This is a genomic window from Rhodanobacter geophilus (assembly GCF_040812275.1).
In the GTDB taxonomy this organism is placed as follows: Bacteria; Pseudomonadota; Gammaproteobacteria; order Xanthomonadales; family Rhodanobacteraceae; genus Rhodanobacter_A; species Rhodanobacter_A geophilus.
Window position 1 is genome coordinate 1 of the sequence record NZ_JBFOHL010000002.1, and the last position, 15,147, is coordinate 15,147.

Below are 15,147 nucleotides of genomic sequence, written 5' to 3' on the forward strand. Positions count from 1 at the left end.
CACCGAGCATATGAAGGCCGCCGTTCGATCCAAGGTGGAACACCCGTTCCGGGTGGTGAAGCGGCAGTTTGGCTACCAGAAGGTACGCTTCAAGGGGCTGCTTAAGAACACCGCGCAGATACTAACGCTGTTTGCGCTGTCGAACCTGTGGATGGCGCGACGAACGTTGCTGGCTGCTGCAGGGGACGTGCGCCTGTGAGATGGGAAACCCATCCCATCGAGCGCGCATTCATCGTTCAACAGTAGGGTTTTACGAGTGAGCCAACTCTTTTTCCGTCTACCAGTCATGATTCGAGCACGGACGTATGGACGTCCGTTTCATGTTCTATAGATCAGAGCATCCCTAGACCAGGAAAGTTCAAAACATGAAGCGTTTGGGGTCGCACAGCGACCATTGCCAGACAGTTGGCAATCGCCGTACAACGACAGACGGCGACGGTCGCTGACCGGCCAAAAGCGGGGGCGTCGGGCAAAGCGAAAACGAGAGCGCCCGTCCAGCTTCGATGAAATGGAGCCAGCCGCTCTCGAAATAAATGAACCACCGCCGGCAATACACATCTCATCGTCAGCTGAGGCTGAGCCAGCTGAAATCAACGTGTGTACACGCCCCTGGAACCAATGTTTGTACAACGCGTACACACATTGGTTTCATGCCCAGTCGCCGCCAATGGCGGCGGCCATGACTTCCGGCGCATGCACTAGTACGAAGTGAATACTATGGTTCACTCCAAGCTATGACGCAGTACGGGCAAGCACGTGGACGACACCGCCAGCCAGCTGAAGAAATTCCAGAAGGAGCTGTCCACCGGCACCGTGTCGCTGGTGTTGCTGGCGGTGCTCGGGCAGTCGCGCCAGCCGTTGTACGGCTACCAGATCGCCAAGCAGCTGGAGCAGGCGGGCGAGGGCGTGCTGGCCGGCAAGCAGAGCGCGCTGTACCCGGTGCTGCGCAACCTGGAGGGCGCGGGCCTTTTGGCCAGCGAGGTGGAGCCTTCGGTGAGCGGCCCGCCGCGCCGCTACTACCGCATCACGAAATTCGGCCGCGAGGTGCTGCGCGAGTGGACCGCCGCGTGGAACGCCAGCCGCGACAGCGTCGACAAGGTATTGCAGGGAGAACTGTGATGAATGCACCGTCCAGCACGCCGCCGCGCACGATCGCGGAATACCTCGAACAGTTGCGTACCGCCCTGCGCGGCGCCGACCCGGCGCTGGTCCAGGACGCGCTGTACGACGCCGAGGAACACCTGCGCGCCGAGCTGTACGAACGCCCCGGCCGCGACGAGGCGGCGATGCTCGAACACGTGGTGGAAAGCTACGGCGCGCCCGGCGAGGTGGCCGAGATCTACCGCGACCAGGAGATCAGGATCCAGCGCGCGATCCGCCCGCCGCCACCGCCGAAGCGGCGTTCGCTGGCCGGGCGCTTCTTCGGCGTGATCGCCGATCCGCGCGCCTGGGGCGCGCTGTTCTACCTGCTGTTCGGCCTGGTCACCGGCATCGCCTATTTCACCTGGGTGATCGCCGGCCTCTCGATGTCGATGGGGCTCTCGGTGCTCATCATCGGCCTGCCGTTCATCGTGCTGTTCTTCGGCAGCGTGCGCAGCTTCGCCCTGCTGGAAGGGCGGCTGGTGGAGGCCATGCTGGGCGTGCGCATGCCGCGCCGCCCGCCGTATCCGCCGAAGCACAGGTCGCTGTTCCAGCGCATCGGCGCAATGTTCACCGACCCGCGCAGCTGGAGCTCGATGCTGTATGGACTGCTGCAGTTGCCGCTGGGCATCTTCTACTTCACGCTGATCGTGGTGTGGCTTTCCGTTTCGTTGAGCTTCATCGCCGCACCCATCGTGAAGCTGGTCGCCATGCTGGAGCATTGGGACATGGGCACTTGCGTCGGCGCGCCCGAGTGGATTTGCGGCGGCGTCGAATGGTTGAGCGGCTGGGGCGGTGCGACTGTATTGTGCTTGCTGGGCCTGCTGCTGTTCTTCCTGCTGCTGCACGTGGCGCGTGGCCTGGGCCACCTGCACGGCCTGCTGGCCAAGCACCTGCTGGTGCGGAGGGCGTGAGCATGGCGATGGGGGACGCGCTGGCCATGCTGGCGGGCGAGTGGGAAGGCGAGGAAGCCATCGCCACCACGCGCTGGGGTGAGGGTGGTCCGGCGCGCGGGCACTTTTCCGCGCGACTGGATCTGGGTGAACGCGTGCTGCTGATGGATTACCGCGAAGAGCGCGACGGTCGACCTGCCCTGCAGGCACACGCCGTGCTCACCGGCGGCCCCGGGCACGACGAGTACGCGCTCTACTGGTTCGACAGCTACGGCTTCGCCCCCGCGCAGCCGGCGCCGGGGCACTGGGACGGCGCGCGGCTGGTGTTCCTGCGCAGCTCGCCGCGCGGACAAACGCGGCACACGTATGCCTTCCGCGACGGCGCCTGCGAGCTGACCCTGGAAAGCTCGTTCGACGGTGGCGTGCACTGGGATCCGGTGATGCAGGGCAGCTACCGGCGCGTGGCTTAGCCGTCCAAACCGTGCCGGCCGGTCTCCCTCTGCTGCGTGCAGGAAAGGGTCGGGGCGGGGCTTTCGATGACCAATGGCGGTTGACCCCGCCTGGCCGGCTTCCTACGCTGCCCCGGCGCGCCTGTGCGCTCATCGGGGAATACCATGCGCTTCCGTCGCTGCTGGCTTCCGGCTTTTCTCCTGGCGTCGCTGGCGGCCACTGCCGCCGACGCGCCGATCAAGGGCTTCCCGCCCACGCTGCCCGCTGCCGACCTGGTGCTGCGCGACGCCAGCATCGCCACGCTCGATCCGCTGCAGCCGCACGCGCAGGCGCTGGCGGTGAAGGACGGCAGGATCGCCGCGCTGGGCAGCGACGAGGCGATCGCGCACTACATCGGCCCGCACACCAAGGTGCTGGACCTGCACGGCGCCTTCGTCACGCCCGGTTTCATCGAGGGCCACGGCCACCTGATAGACACCGGCGACTCGCTGATGCAGCTCAACGTGGGCATGGCGCCGAACTGGGACGCCATCGTGGCGATGGTGAAGTCCGCGGTGGCCAAGGCCAGGCCGGGCGAATGGATCGTCGGCCAGGGCTGGCAGCAGAGCAAGTGGAACAAGGTGCCGCAGCCCAATGTCGACGGCCTGCCGCTGCCGGCCAGCCTCGACGCGGTATCGCCGGACAATCCCGTGCTGCTCGCGCACACCAGCGGCCACGCGATCTACGCCAATGCCGCCGCGCTGAAACTGGCCGGCATCGGCCACGACACGCCCGATCCCGTCGGCGGCAGCATCGTGCGCGATGCCAAGGGCAACGCCATCGGCGCGCTGCGCGACACCGCGGGCGACGCGGTGTATGCCGCCTACCATCGTTACCTCGCCAGCCTGCCGCCGCAGGAACTGGCCGCGCGCAAGCAGCAGTCGCTCAGGCTCGCCATGCAGAACGAGGTGAGCAAGGGCATCACCGGCTTCGTCGACATGGGCGAGGACTTCCAGACCATCGCCTGGCTCAAGCAGCAGGCGGCCAAGGGCTTCCCGCTGCGCCTGTACGTCAACGTCGGCGTGCTCGACGTCGCCAGCCTGGAGCAGAACCTCGCCAAATACCGCACGATCGGCTACGCCGACGACCACTTCACCGTGCGCGGCGTGGGCGAGGATGTCTCCGACGGCGCGCTGGGCACGCACAGTGCGTGGTTCCTGCAGCCGTACGACGACGCGCCGGGCATCACCGGCAAGAACGTCACGCCGATGGCCACGCTGGCGCAGATCGCGCGCATCGCCGCGCGCGACGGTTTCCAGGTCTCCATCCACGCGATCGGCGACCGCGCCAACCGCGAAGTGCTGGACATGTACCAGAGGATCTTCGACGAATATCCGGCCGCGCATGCGCTGCGCTGGCGCATCGAGCACGCGCAGCACCTGGCGCCTGCCGACATCCCGCGCTTCGCGCAGATGGGCGTGATCGCCTCGATGCAGTCCATCCACGCCTGCTCGGACGCGCCCTACGTGGTGCCCCACCTGGGCGAGCAGCGCGCGAAGGAGGGCGCCTACGTGTGGCACACCCTGATCGACAGCGGCGCGATGGTGCTGGACGGCAGCGACACGCCAGTGGAGGACACCAACCCCATCGCCGGCTTCTACTGCGCGGTGACGCGCGACAACGGCCGCGGCCAGCGCTTCTTCCCGGCGCAGGTGAAGACGCGGCTGCAGGCGCTGCAGTCCTACACCTGGAACAACGCCTACGCCTTGTTCGAGGACCACCAGCTCGGCTCGCTGAGCCCCGGCAAGCTGGCCGACATGGTGGTGTTCTCCGGCAACCTGCTCACCATTCCCGACGACCAGATCCTGCGCACGCGGGTGTTGTACACCGTGGTGGGTGGCAAGGTGGTGTACCAGCGGCCCGATGCAGGCGCGTGGCGCAGCGGGCAGCTGTTCAAGGCCATGCCTGAGTTCGACCACGTGAATTGATGGGGTGACCCCGGTGGCGAAATGATGTCCCCGTTCGCCGACATTTGAGTTGCCATCTGCGCTTCATGTAAGCCGAACATCATTAGGCTGGTGCAGCGTGCGTCCGGCTTGGGCAACCAAACCCAGGCCGATGCCTCCGGCATTTCTGCCAACGGCAAGGGCACGGGTTCCGATGCGCGCATCGATCTGTCGCAAACCACTGGTGGTACGGCCGCCGACGGCAACAAGACGTGGTCGGAGCACGTAGGCTTGGCGCACGAACTCGGTCATGCGCGCACCATCGACCAGGGCGTGCAAAGCTGTGACAAGGGCAACGGAGCGCCGGGCACCACGCCCCCGAGCGAGATCCACTCGATGGCGAACGAGAACATGGTGCGTCGGGAGCACAACTTGCCAATTCGCCCGAGCTACTACGATCCGATCCCGAAGAAACGACCGTTGTCTTCGCCGGCAACAAGCTCATGACAACTACACGCCTGCCGATGCCCCAGATGGCCTTGATGCTGCTACTCGTGTCAGCATGCGCCGCTGCGGGCGAGTTCGTGCTGGGGGATTCTTCCCTGGATGTCCCCATCGTTTCGCCAGCTGCGGCCCCGAAGGTATTGGACAACGGTTGTTCGGTGGTGAATCTCACCTACGATCCGGCGCGCAAAAAGGTCACGTCGCTGTTCTGCAACGGCTCGGGTTGAACTGCGTGGAAATATTCCGATGGGGTGTCTTTGCATTGCGCCAAATCAAGATGCCGGAGACAAAGTGCTCCCCGTCAGCTCGTGCCCCTTCAATAATCGCGCACGTCAAGCACCATGAAGCCGTGGGCGCTGTAGTCACCATCCTGCGGCCATGCCAGGGTGGCCAGCGCATTGGTTCCCGTTATCCACGGCTCGTTGTCGAGCAAAACTTCGCAACGCGCTTCGCCTTCCGCCGTGCGGCGGTACACCAGGCGCAACCAGTGCAGTTCTGGGGTCAAGGCTTCGCGCTGCAGCGTGGATTCGATCGCTGCCGGCACCTGTTCCAGCATCTCCAGGTCGGTGATGTCGGTACCGTGCAGCGCGTAGGAGCCGGCGAACACGTCCCAGGTGCGTACGCCGATCTCCCATGACGTGATCGTCAGCTTGCGCTCGTCGGTGACGTACCAGCAGGCGGCGAGCAGCGGGTGCAGCGCGCTTTGCTCGAACGCGCGCAGCGCAGCCATGCAGCCATCCGTGCCGGCGCCGAGGCCGGCAAAACTTTCCTCGATGCAGCGGTCCTCGCTCAGCACCACGTCGATGTCGAGGTGCCCCGGTGCGACCGCCGTGGCTTCGTGCCATTGGGCGCGCAGGGTCGGGAAGTCGCCATCGGTGGTCAGCCAGCCATCCTCGTCGGCGTCGAGCGCCACGTCGTGCCGCTCGAACAGTCGCAACAGGTATTTCTGCAGTGCCGCGCCATCCATCGTCATTCCCGGTGGTCGGTGGTGTCCGGCGCAGGCAGCTCGCGCCAGGTCAGGTACAGGCGCAGGTCGAATTCGCGCTGGTGGTAGTCCGGCAGCATGTGCTGGCACAGCTGGTAGAACGCCTTGTTGTGCCCGGTTTCCTTCAGGTGCGCCAGCTCGTGCACCACGATCATCTGCAGGAACTCCGGCGCGGCGGCCTTGAACAGGCTGGCCACGCGGATCTCCTTTTTCGCCTTGAGCCGGCTGCCCTGCACGCGCGAGATCGCGGTGTGCAGGCCCAGTGCCCGTTGCACCACGTCGAGCTTGCTGTCGTACAGCACCTTGTCGATGCCCGGTGCCTGCTTCAGGTGCTGCTGCTTCAGCGCGGCCACGTAGGCGTACAGCGCCTTGTCGCTCTGCACGTCGTGGCGATCCGGGTAGCGCGTGGCCAGGTGTTCGCCGAGGCGCTGCTGCGCGATCAGCTGGCGCACCTTGTCCTGCAGGGCCGGCGGGTATGCCTGGAGATACTTCAGCGGGGTCATCGGCGCATTCTCGCATTGCGCCGGCGCACGCGTATCGCGCGGGGTCGTCGCGCCGATGCGGATGTGTCATGGCAGGGAAGAAGGGCGCCCGGTGCGGGTCCGCAATCTCGCATGCCCCGTCGCAGGCAAGCCGCCTGCGGCAGGCGCCTACACCAGGCGCAGATCCTTCGGTCGCGCCTGCGGAAACACCGTCTGCAGCTGGCCGCCGCCCAAGCCCCACAGCCGCGCAAACAGCCCGCCCAGCACGTCGCGGTAGTCGTTGAGCACCGGGTAGTCCCGGTTCTGCAGCAGGTTCTGCGGGTTCACCGCGAGCTGCTCGCCGGCGATCCGGCCGCCGGCCACCTTGCCGCCCAGCACCCAGTGCACGGTGCCGTGGCCGTGGTCGGTGCCGTGGTCGCCGTTCTCGCGGAAGGTGCGGCCGAACTCGGAGAGCACCACCACCGTGGTGTCGTTCCAGGCGTCGCCCAGCGCATCGGCGTAGGCGGCGAGGCCTTCGCCGAGGTTCTTCAGATTGTTGGCGAGGCCGCCCGTGGTGCTGCCCTGGTTGACGTGGGTGTCCCAGCCGCCGACGTCGACGAAGCCGAGCCGGTACTGGTCGCGCATCAGGGTGGCGATGCGCCGGGTTTCAGCGGCGAAATTGTGCGCGCTGGGCGCACCGCGGCTGGCCGCCACCATCTCGTTGCGCAGGTCGGCGGACACAGTCTTGGGCAGGGCGAGGCCATCGGCGCTGGCCTGCGCCAGTAGCGTGCCCTTGTACATGCCGGACAGGATCGCCGCCTGCCGCTCGTCGAAATGCGCCCTGGGGTCGCCCTTCAGCGAGATGTTGGGAATGTCGTGTCCGGCGCCCTGGAAGGAGAGCGGCAGGTTGTTCGTGAACGCGATCGCCGGCACGCCGGCGAGCAGGCCGGACAACCGCGCGAGGAAGCCGGAGCGGTAATTCGTTTCATGGCCAAGCGGCTCGCCGCGCTCGATGTGGTCCTGCGTCTCGAAGTGGCTGCGCGAGAGATCGTTGGTGCCGGCGAACGGCACGAAGGCGAGCTGCTTCTTCTGCCACAGCGGGTAGAGCGATTCGCGCACCACGGGGTTCAAGCCCCAGTGGGCGTCGAGCGCCACGGCGCTGTCGGGATCGTTCGCGGCGGGCTTCGCGATGGCGAGCGTGGGGCGGGACTCGTAGTAGAAGTCGCTGCCGCAGGGCACCAGCAGGTTGTTGCAGTCGTAGCCGCCGCGCAGGAACACCAGCAGGAAGCGCGGCGAGTCCGCCGGCGCGGCCAACAGCCGGCCGGAGAACGACAGCGTGGATGCGGCGGCGGCACCGGCGGCGGCAAGCAGGAATTCGCGGCGGTTCATGGCGGCACCTCAGCGGTAGTTGAAGTCGGGCGAGGACAGCAGGAAGGTGTTCCACTCCATCGGCGATTTGGCTTGCGCCAGCGCGTTGCGGGTGGCATCGGAGAGACGTGGTGCGATCGCATCGCGATACAGCGCGGAGCCCTGCAGGTCCGGCACGCCGGGCGGCGGGTCGTTCGTCAGCTTCGCGCCGCTGCCGTCGTTGCCCGCGAACAGCCGGTTGCGGCCGCTGCCGATCACGCGGGCGAAGTCGAAGCGCTTGCTCAGCTGGCCGGAGCCGGTCCAGCTCGCCGAGTCCAGTGGCCAGCCGTCGGGCGTGATGCGGCCGTACAGCGGCTCGCCCATCTGGCGCAGCCAGTTCACCAGCGGCAGGGCGTTCGGAACCGGCTGGCCGTCGTAGCCCAGCCGCATCGCGGAAACCAGGAAGCGCATCGGGTCCTTGAACTTGTGGCCGCCGACGGCGGCGGCTTCCTTCGACAGCAGCATCGTGCGCAGCACCGCGGCGATGTCGCCGTCGGTGCGCCGGAAGGTGCGCGCCATCGCGTCCACCAGCGCGGGCGGGGGCCGGTCGGCTATGAAGTATTCGGCGAGTTGCTGCGAGACGAAGTGCGCGCAGGCGGGCTGGCGCACGATCAGGTCCACCGCCTGCGCGATCTCGGCGTAGCCGCTGCCCTTGATGGTCTGGCCGAGGAAGGTCTTGTCGCCGAAGTCGTGTTTGGCCGGATTGAAGACGAACAGGCCGTCGCGCACGACGCCGGGCCGCTCGCGGCCGAAGCGCCCGCCGCGCATCGCCAGCTTCGGCGGCATCAGGCCTGCGCCGGTGAGCACGCGCATCAGCTGTTGCACGTCGGCTTGCGTATAGCCCGAGCCCACGCCCAGCGTGTGCAGCTCCATCAGTTCGCGCGCGTAGTTCTCGTTGGTCTTGCCCTGGACGTTGTGCACGTTGTCGAGAAACACCAGCATGGCCGGGCTCTGCAGCGTGGCCATCACCAGGTCCCTGAACTTGCCCAGCGCGTGCGGGCGGATCACCCGTTCCTCGTAGTCGGCGGCGAACACGCGCACCGGGCCCTTGTTCGCGTAGATGCTGAAGTGGTTGAGCCAGAACCACACCATCTGTTCCTTGAGCTGGTCGCCGCCGTAGATCGCGTGCAGCAGCTCGGCCTGCGCGGCCTGCTGCTCGAGCCCGCGGCGGTACTGCGCGAGCGCCTTCTTTGCGGCGTCCTTGGCCGGGCCGGCGGGCGTGTCCTTGTACTGCTTCTGGCGGTCGCGGAAATCCGCGAGCAGCGCGGGCAGCGGCGTGCCCACCACTGGGAAGGCCTGGATTTGCGCGGCCACCTGCGGCGGCAGCGTGTCGTCGGCGCCGGCCAGTTCCCCGTCGAGGAAGCGCGTGCGGCCGAGCTGGCGGTAACGCGTCAGGGTGGCGCTGTCCAGGCCGAAGCCGTCGCGGCGCAGCCAGGCGATGTCGGAGAGGCTCAGGCCATCGACCCTTGCGGTGACGGTGGCGGTGGGCATGCGCGGCGGCGCGGCCTGGCCGGCGCAGGCCAATGCGGGCAGGCATCCCAGCAGCAGGCCCAGTGCGAGGCTGCGGCGACGTGTCGGTGTGGCAGGCATGCGTCCGTTCTCCGGCGAGGATGCTGGGTGATTCCAACGGCGAGGGTGCCGGAGCGGATGACCCCGGCGCTGTGATGCGCCGGGCGGATTCGGGGGCGATTCATCTTACGCAGCCTCTTGCGCCGGTTACCATGCGCGACCTGCCGGAGTGCCTCGATGACCAAGACCTACGACCGCGCCTATTTCGACAAGTGGTACCGCCACCCCGCGCACGCGGTGGGCTCGCCGGCCGAGCTGAGGCGCAAGGTGGCGATGGCGGTGGCGCAGGCGGAGTACTACCTTGGCCGGCCGCTGCGCAACGTGCTGGACGTGGGCTGCGGCGAGGGCACGTGGCGCGCGCCGCTGCGCGCGCTCAGGCCCGGCCTTGACTATCGCGGGCTGGACGCCAGCGAGTACGCGGTGGCGCGCTATGGCCGCAGCCGCAACATCGGGCTGGCGCGCTTCGGCCAGCTCGAACACCTGCGCTTCGACACGCGCTTCGACCTGATCGTGTGCAGCGACGTGCTGCATTACCTCAAGCCCGCGGAGGTTCGCGCGGGCCTCATCGGTGTCGCGGAGATGGTGGAGGGCGTGGCCTTTCTGGAGGTGTTCACCAGCCGCGACGGCGTGGATGGCGACCTGGAGGGCTTCCACCTGCGCTCGCCGGACTGGTACCTGCGCGCGTTCGCCGCGGCGGGGTTGCTGCCGTGCGGGTCGCATTGCTATCTGGCGCCGCGCCTGGGGCGGCGGATCGCAGCGCTGGAGTTGGCGCGGCGGCCGGCCTAGCTTCCTCCTGTCCCGTGAGTGGGGAAGGGGCTCCGTACTCCCGATGCGCGCGCACCGGCAGTTGCGCGGCAGCGCGAACTAGCCAGCTAGTTGTTGTCGCCGCCCAGTATCGAGCCGACGACACCGCCGAGCAGGCCGGCGCCGATGCCGGTCGATGCCGCCCGGTTGCTCTCGCCCGGCAGGTATTCGGCGATCTGGTGGGCCAGGCGCGAAATCGGCAGGGTCTGCAGCCACACCGTGCCGGGCCCGGTGAGCGAGGCGAGGAAGATGCCGTCGCCGCCGAAGATGGCGTTCCTGATGCCGGGCACGGTGGTGATCTGGAAGTTCACCGAGGCCTGGAAGGCGCCCACGTGCCCGGGATGCACGCGCAGCGTCTCGCCGGGGGCCAGGTCCTTCCGGATGAGTTCGCCGGACAGTTCCAGCCAGGCCGTGCCGGTGCCGCCGATGTGCTGGAGGAGGAAGCCGCTGCCGCCGAAGATGCCGGCGCCCAGCGACTGCTGGAAGCCCACGCCGATGCTGACCTGCGGCGTGGCGCAGAGGAAGCCATGCCGGTGCACCATGTATTCGCTGCCCGGCGCTACCGGCACGGGCACGATATGGCCGGGCACCTTGGTGGCGAAGGCCACCGTGCCGGGAGACTGGACGGCGCGGTAGTCCGTCATGAACAGGCTGCCGCCGCCGACCACGCGCTTGAACATGCCGAACAGGCCACCGCCGCCGCCCATCTGGGTGTGTGTGGTCATCTGTATGGACGCGCTCATCCAGGACAGCTCGCCGCTTTCGGCAAAGACGCTTTCGCCGGGGTCGAGCTGCACTTCGAGCACCGGCATCGTCGTGCCCTGGATATGGGTCTGCATGGCGAACCTTTCGGATGATGGTCGGGTGGGAGCCGTCGACGACGCGCGAGCGATCGCCTGCCCCTGCGAAGATACGCTTCCGCGAAGCACGCCGTAAGTCCCCGCCATCAAGCCGAAGGCCGCCTCGCGGCGGCCTTCGGCTTGATGGGTTGGATCTCGCGTTACCCGCGCGACGCGCGCTTGCGGTCGTTCTCGGTGAGGTGCTTCTTGCGCAGGCGGATCTCCTTCGGCGTGACCTCGACCAGCTCGTCGTCGTCGATGAAGTCCAGCGCCTGTTCCAGCGAGAACTTGGTCGCCGGGGTGAGCTGGATCGCGTCGTCCTTGCCGGAGGCGCGCATGTTGGTCAGCGGCTTGGGCTTGATCACGTTGACGGTGAGGTCGTTGTCCTTGGCGTGGATGCCGACCAGCTGGCCTTCGTACACGTTGTCGCCCTCGGCGGCGAACAGCTTGCCGCGCTCCTGCAACGGCCCGAGCGAGTAGGCCGGAGTGGTGCCGCCGGCGTTGGCGATCATCACGCCGTTGAGGCGCTTGGCGATCTGGCCTTCTTCCTTGGGACCGTAGTGGTCGAACACGTGGAACAGCAGGCCCGAGCCCTGGGTGAGGGTCTTGAACTGGTTCTGGAAGCCGATCAGGCCGCGCGCCGGGATCAGGTACTCCAGGCGCACGCGGCCCTTGCCGTCCGGCTCCATGTTCTTCAGCTGGCCCTTGCGCACGCCGATGCGCTCCATCACCGGGCCCTGGTGGATCTCCTCGACGTCGATCACCAGTTGCTCGAACGGCTCCATCTTCTGGCCGTCGATCTCCTTGATGATGACCTCGGGACGCGACACGGCCAGCTCGTAGCCCTCGCGGCGCATGTTCTCGATCAGCACCGACAGGTGCAGCTCGCCGCGGCCGGAAACGAGGAACTTGTCCGCGTCCGAACCCTGCTCGACCTTCAGCGCCACGTTGTGTACCTGCTCGCGGTCCAGGCGGTCCTTGAGCTGGCGGCTGGTGAGGAACTTGCCGCCGCTGAGATCCTTGTTGCCGGCGAACGGCGAGCTGTTCACCTGGAAGGTCATCGAGATGGTCGGCTCGTCCACGGTCAGCGCCGGCAGCGCCTCGGGCGCGTCCAGCGCGCAGACGGTGTCGGAGATGGTCAGCTCGGCGATGCCGGAGATGGCCACGATGTCGCCGGCCTCGGCGCTGTCCTGCTCGATGCGCTCCAGGCCCATGAAGCCCAGCACCTGCAGCACCTTGCCCTGGCGCTTCTTGCCGTGGCGGTCGATCACCGCCACCGGCATGTTCTTCTTCAGCGTGCCGCGCTGGATGCGGCCGATGCCGATCACGCCGACGAAGTTGTTGTAGTCCAGCTGGCTGATGCGCATCTGGAACGGGCCTTCCGGATCCACCTCGGGCCTGGGCGCGTGCTGCATGATGGCTTCGTACAGCGGCGTCATGTCGCCTTCGCGGGCGTTCTCGTCCAGCGAGGCGTAGCCGTTCAGCGCCGAGGCGTAGACGATCGGGAAGTCCATCTGCTCCGGCGTGGCGCCGAGGCGGTCGAACAGGTCCCACACCTGTTCCACCACCCACTCGGGGCGCGAACCGGGGCGGTCGATCTTGTTGATCACCACGATCGGCTTGAAGCCCATCGCGAAGGCCTTCTGGGTCACGAAGCGCGTCTGCGGCATCGGGCCGTCCATCGCGTCGACCAGGATCAGCACGGTGTCGACCATCGACAGCACGCGCTCGACCTCGCCGCCGAAGTCGGCGTGGCCGGGGGTGTCGACGATGTTGATGCGGTTGCCTTGCCAGGTGATGGCGGTGTTCTTGGCCAGGATGGTGATGCCGCGTTCCTTTTCCTGGTCGTTCGAATCCATCACGCGCTCGGCCAGCACGGTGCGCTCGGAGAGCGTGCCGGACTGCTTCAGCAGCTGGTCGACGAGGGTGGTCTTGCCGTGGTCGACGTGGGCGACGATGGCGATGTTGCGCAGGTTTTCGATGGACATGGGGCAGGCTCGGGCGATGCGGGGATCGTCACGCAGGTTTCTGAAAGGCGAATCGGTCGATTATACGCGCTTGCGCGCGTTCCTGCTTGTGTCGGCGATGGGCGCCGATGCCCCTCTGTTCACCCCGGGAGTGGAACGCGGTGCCCGACCGGCGCGGCTGATCGCCAACGTGGCGGGGAGGATCCCCCGCCGTGCCTTCAGTGCGTTGCCGGCGGTGCGGGTTGCCGGGCCTGCTGCCCGTAAGCCTGGATGATCACCGCCCGTGCGCTGGTGAAGTAGTTGATCACGCGGGGCAGGCGGCCGCGCACGAAGAAGATGCCGTACAGCCCGCTGCGGCGGTCGATCCAGGGGAAGGTGCCGGTGGCGCCGGGACTGGAAACCAGCAGGCAGCGGTCGTCGCTCCAGGTTTCGCACCAGTTGCCCAGGGCGTACTGGACCTGGCCCCGGTCGTGCCCCTGCATGCCGGGCGGCAGATAGGCCATGGGCCTGCCGAGGGTTTGCACGGTCTCCATCGTGTCCACTGCCTGCGCCGACAGGATCCGGTGGCCGTCGAAGCGGCCGTGCTGCGCCAGCATGGTGAGGAAGTGCATGTAGTCCGCGGCGGTGGTCACCACCCCGCCTTGCAGCAAGGGGTTCAGCGTTCCGGCTGGCGTCACGCCGCGGCTGGGCAGGTGCTCCCAATGGGTATGGCGCATGCCCAAGGGGCGGGCGATGCGCTCGTCGAACAGCGCGGCCCAGCGCTGGCCGGTGACTGCCTCGACCGCCGCGCCGGCGACCTGGAAGCCCGGGCCGCCGTAGCGGAACGTGGTTCCCGGCTTGTCCTGCAGGGGGCGGCGGGCGATCTGCGCGGCGGAGGCGGCCAGGGTGATGCGCGGATCCTGGCGGATGTCGACCGCCTGGCGCAGGTCGCCTTCGCCGGAAGTCTGCGCCAGCAATTCGCGCAGCGTGACCTGGCCGGCCTGTCCGGCGAAGTCCGGCAGGTAGCGCGAGACCGGGGCATCCAGCGACAGCTTGCCCTCGTCGACCACGCTCATGACCAGCGCGGCGGTCATCCACTTCGATGCCGACGCCACGGGCAGTTGCTCGTCGGGGGCGATCTTGCCCAGGTCGAGCCGGAACACCAGGTGGCCGTAGCGCATGACGATCGCGGTGAGGCCGGAAGCGCCATGCTTGAGCGCCTCCTCCAGTTCCTTGCGGGCTTCGTCCGGCACGGGCAACGGACCGGCGATGACCGTGGTGGGGGACGACAGCGCCTTGTACGCGCTCTTGCCGGCATGGACGAGGATCGCCACGCAACCCGAGACGCTGGCCATCACCGCCATGCCCAGCGCCAGCCGCAGGGTCAGTCGCCAGGACATGGGAGGACCGAGTCGGCCGTATCGCCCCTGGCAGGGGCGGGCGTGCCTGGAGCGCCGGCCGCGATGCCGCCCCAGTCGGCGGGGGCGTGGTCGGCGAGGGTCTGGGAGAACGTCCACAGGTGTCCGCCGGGATCGACCGCCAGGTACTGGCGCTCGCCATAGGCGTAGTCGGCCGGCGGGCTGGCGATATGTGCCCCCGCGTTCACGGCGCGCCGGTAGTGGGCGTCGACGTCGGCAACGCGCACCATGACCGCGTGGGTTCCGTTGACGCCGTCGGGATGCGGCGGGTCGCTCTGCACCGCCACGACGTCGCCGCCGCCGTTGCACAGCTGGGCGCGGTGGCCGGCGACCCGCAGGCGTTCGTGGAAGCCGAATGCCGCGGCCAGCCAGGCCACCGCGGCGTCCAGGTCGGGGTAGTACAGCTCCGGGACCACGACGCTGGTGGGCATGGAGCGATTGCGCGCGGGCGCTGCGGGAACCATGGGGGACGTTTCCGGGCAGGCAGCGGATGATCAGCGCGCGGCGCGGCGCTGCTGGATGTAGGCGAGGATCTCGGTCTTGGACAATTGCCCGTCGTGGTCGGTGTCGATCTCGTCGAAGTGCTCGGCCAGGCGCGGCATGCCCTGCGCCGCCTCGTCGCGGCTGAGGTAGCCGTCGTGGTTGGCGTCGGCGGCGGCAAAGCGCTGGCTGGCCTTGTCGGTGAATCGTTGCGAGCGGCTTTGGCTGCTGGCGCACGCCGACAAGGTCAGGCCCACGGCAGCGGCGATCGCGATCCGGGCGATGTTCGAGGCGGTCTTGGTCATGCGGGTTTTCCTCCGTGGAAC

General features: G+C 67.8%; 17 protein-coding genes. 8 read left to right on the top strand and 9 right to left on the bottom strand.

The features are described 5' to 3' along the window. The 7 genes from ABQJ56_RS02090 to ABQJ56_RS02120 form a co-directional block, all read left to right on the top strand. On the top strand, nt 1-199 hold a 199-nt coding region (locus tag ABQJ56_RS02090; RefSeq protein WP_367843337.1), incomplete at its 5' end, for a transposase. Between the two features lie 557 nt (nt 200-756). Beyond that, nucleotides 757-1,119, top strand: a complete 363-nt coding sequence (locus ABQJ56_RS02095; protein ID WP_367843338.1) for a PadR family transcriptional regulator — start codon at nt 757-759, stop codon at nt 1,117-1,119. Further along, on the top strand, nt 1,119-2,054 hold the full coding sequence (locus tag ABQJ56_RS02100) for a sensor domain-containing protein (protein ID WP_367843339.1): 936 nt from the start codon (nt 1,119-1,121) through the stop codon (nt 2,052-2,054). The genes ABQJ56_RS02095 and ABQJ56_RS02100 overlap by 1 nt, the downstream gene beginning before the upstream one ends. A 2-nt stretch (nt 2,055-2,056) precedes the next feature. Continuing rightward, the gene (locus tag ABQJ56_RS02105; RefSeq protein ID WP_367843340.1) at nt 2,057-2,503 is read left to right on the top strand and encodes a DUF1579 domain-containing protein; all 447 of its coding nucleotides are present in this window, start codon (nt 2,057-2,059) and stop codon (nt 2,501-2,503) included. Between the two features lie 144 nt (nt 2,504-2,647). Continuing rightward, nucleotides 2,648-4,450 (top strand): amidohydrolase, encoded by a 1,803-nt coding sequence (locus tag ABQJ56_RS02110; RefSeq protein ID WP_367843341.1) that lies wholly within the window; start codon nt 2,648-2,650, stop codon nt 4,448-4,450. Nucleotides 4,451-4,558: 108 nt separating this feature from the next. Then, the gene (locus ABQJ56_RS02115; protein ID WP_367843342.1) at nt 4,559-4,915 is read left to right on the top strand and encodes a type III secretion system effector protein; all 357 of its coding nucleotides are present in this window, start codon (nt 4,559-4,561) and stop codon (nt 4,913-4,915) included. Nucleotides 4,916-4,941: 26 nt separating this feature from the next. After that, a complete protein-coding gene (locus ABQJ56_RS02120) occupies nt 4,942-5,139 on the top strand; it encodes a hypothetical protein (protein ID WP_367843343.1) in 198 nt (65 codons plus the stop codon). Between the two features lie 89 nt (nt 5,140-5,228). Here ABQJ56_RS02120 and ABQJ56_RS02125 read toward each other — a convergent pair whose 3' ends face one another. From ABQJ56_RS02125 to ABQJ56_RS02140, 4 genes are all read right to left on the bottom strand, one after another. After that, a complete protein-coding gene (locus ABQJ56_RS02125; protein WP_367843344.1) occupies nt 5,229-5,879 on the bottom strand; it encodes a DUF6348 family protein in 651 nt (216 codons plus the stop codon). Between the two features lie 2 nt (nt 5,880-5,881). Then, nucleotides 5,882-6,400 carry a M48 metallopeptidase family protein gene (locus ABQJ56_RS02130; protein ID WP_367843345.1) on the bottom strand — a complete coding sequence of 173 codons (519 nt, stop codon included), beginning with the start codon at nt 6,398-6,400 and terminating at the stop codon, nt 5,882-5,884. 147 nt (nt 6,401-6,547) lie between these two features. Beyond that, nucleotides 6,548-7,747: a DUF1501 domain-containing protein gene (locus tag ABQJ56_RS02135; protein WP_367843346.1), complete on the bottom strand. Its 1,200-nt coding sequence runs from the start codon at nt 7,745-7,747 to the stop codon at nt 6,548-6,550. A 9-nt stretch (nt 7,748-7,756) separates the two neighbouring features. Then, on the bottom strand, nt 7,757-9,355 hold the full coding sequence (locus ABQJ56_RS02140; RefSeq protein ID WP_367843347.1) for a DUF1800 domain-containing protein: 1,599 nt from the start codon (nt 9,353-9,355) through the stop codon (nt 7,757-7,759). A 156-nt stretch (nt 9,356-9,511) separates the two neighbouring features. Between ABQJ56_RS02140 and ABQJ56_RS02145 the strand changes: the two genes are divergently transcribed. Continuing rightward, nucleotides 9,512-10,120 carry a class I SAM-dependent DNA methyltransferase gene (locus ABQJ56_RS02145; RefSeq protein ID WP_367843348.1) on the top strand — a complete coding sequence of 203 codons (609 nt, stop codon included), beginning with the start codon at nt 9,512-9,514 and terminating at the stop codon, nt 10,118-10,120. An 86-nt stretch (nt 10,121-10,206) separates the two neighbouring features. On the opposite strand, the gene ABQJ56_RS02150 is transcribed toward ABQJ56_RS02145, so the two are convergent. The 5 genes from ABQJ56_RS02150 to ABQJ56_RS02170 form a co-directional block, all read right to left on the bottom strand. Continuing rightward, nucleotides 10,207-10,977 carry a TIGR00266 family protein gene (locus ABQJ56_RS02150; protein WP_367843349.1) on the bottom strand — a complete coding sequence of 257 codons (771 nt, stop codon included), beginning with the start codon at nt 10,975-10,977 and terminating at the stop codon, nt 10,207-10,209. Nucleotides 10,978-11,138: 161 nt separating this feature from the next. Further along, a complete protein-coding gene (gene typA / locus ABQJ56_RS02155; RefSeq protein ID WP_367843350.1) occupies nt 11,139-12,965 on the bottom strand; it encodes a translational GTPase TypA in 1,827 nt (608 codons plus the stop codon). Between the two features lie 197 nt (nt 12,966-13,162). Continuing rightward, entirely contained in the window at nt 13,163-14,323 is a 1,161-nt protein-coding gene (locus ABQJ56_RS02160) for a serine hydrolase domain-containing protein (RefSeq protein WP_367843351.1), read from the bottom strand. Continuing rightward, nucleotides 14,308-14,772, bottom strand: coding sequence for a VOC family protein (locus tag ABQJ56_RS02165; protein WP_367843352.1), 465 nt, complete (start codon nt 14,770-14,772; stop codon nt 14,308-14,310). Before ABQJ56_RS02165 ends, ABQJ56_RS02160 begins: the two co-directional genes overlap by 16 nt. Before the next feature lie 63 nt (nt 14,773-14,835). Further along, a complete protein-coding gene (locus tag ABQJ56_RS02170; RefSeq protein WP_367843353.1) occupies nt 14,836-15,126 on the bottom strand; it encodes an EF-hand domain-containing protein in 291 nt (96 codons plus the stop codon). Between the last annotated feature and the right edge of the window lie 21 nt (nt 15,127-15,147).

Excerpts from the sequence above, each read along its gene's own strand:
- ABQJ56_RS02100 (WP_367843339.1), top strand. The coding sequence starts at position 1,119 with ATGAATGCACCGTCCAGCACGCCGCCGCGCACGATCGCGGAATACCTC.
- ABQJ56_RS02105 (WP_367843340.1), top strand. The coding sequence starts at position 2,057 with ATGGCGATGGGGGACGCGCTGGCCATGCTGGCGGGCGAGTGGGAAGGC.
- ABQJ56_RS02110 (WP_367843341.1), top strand. The coding sequence starts at position 2,648 with ATGCGCTTCCGTCGCTGCTGGCTTCCGGCTTTTCTCCTGGCGTCGCTG.
- ABQJ56_RS02120 (WP_367843343.1), top strand. The coding sequence starts at position 4,942 with ATGGCCTTGATGCTGCTACTCGTGTCAGCATGCGCCGCTGCGGGCGAG.
- ABQJ56_RS02125 (WP_367843344.1), bottom strand. The coding sequence starts at position 5,879 with ATGGATGGCGCGGCACTGCAGAAATACCTGTTGCGACTGTTCGAGCGG.
- ABQJ56_RS02130 (WP_367843345.1), bottom strand. The coding sequence starts at position 6,400 with ATGACCCCGCTGAAGTATCTCCAGGCATACCCGCCGGCCCTGCAGGAC.
- ABQJ56_RS02135 (WP_367843346.1), bottom strand. The coding sequence starts at position 7,747 with ATGAACCGCCGCGAATTCCTGCTTGCCGCCGCCGGTGCCGCCGCCGCA.
- ABQJ56_RS02140 (WP_367843347.1), bottom strand. The coding sequence starts at position 9,355 with ATGCCTGCCACACCGACACGTCGCCGCAGCCTCGCACTGGGCCTGCTG.
- ABQJ56_RS02145 (WP_367843348.1), top strand. The coding sequence starts at position 9,512 with ATGACCAAGACCTACGACCGCGCCTATTTCGACAAGTGGTACCGCCAC.
- ABQJ56_RS02150 (WP_367843349.1), bottom strand. The coding sequence starts at position 10,977 with ATGCAGACCCATATCCAGGGCACGACGATGCCGGTGCTCGAAGTGCAG.
- typA (WP_367843350.1), bottom strand. The coding sequence starts at position 12,965 with ATGTCCATCGAAAACCTGCGCAACATCGCCATCGTCGCCCACGTCGAC.
- ABQJ56_RS02160 (WP_367843351.1), bottom strand. The coding sequence starts at position 14,323 with ATGTCCTGGCGACTGACCCTGCGGCTGGCGCTGGGCATGGCGGTGATG.
- ABQJ56_RS02165 (WP_367843352.1), bottom strand. The coding sequence starts at position 14,772 with ATGCCCACCAGCGTCGTGGTCCCGGAGCTGTACTACCCCGACCTGGAC.
- ABQJ56_RS02170 (WP_367843353.1), bottom strand. The coding sequence starts at position 15,126 with ATGACCAAGACCGCCTCGAACATCGCCCGGATCGCGATCGCCGCTGCC.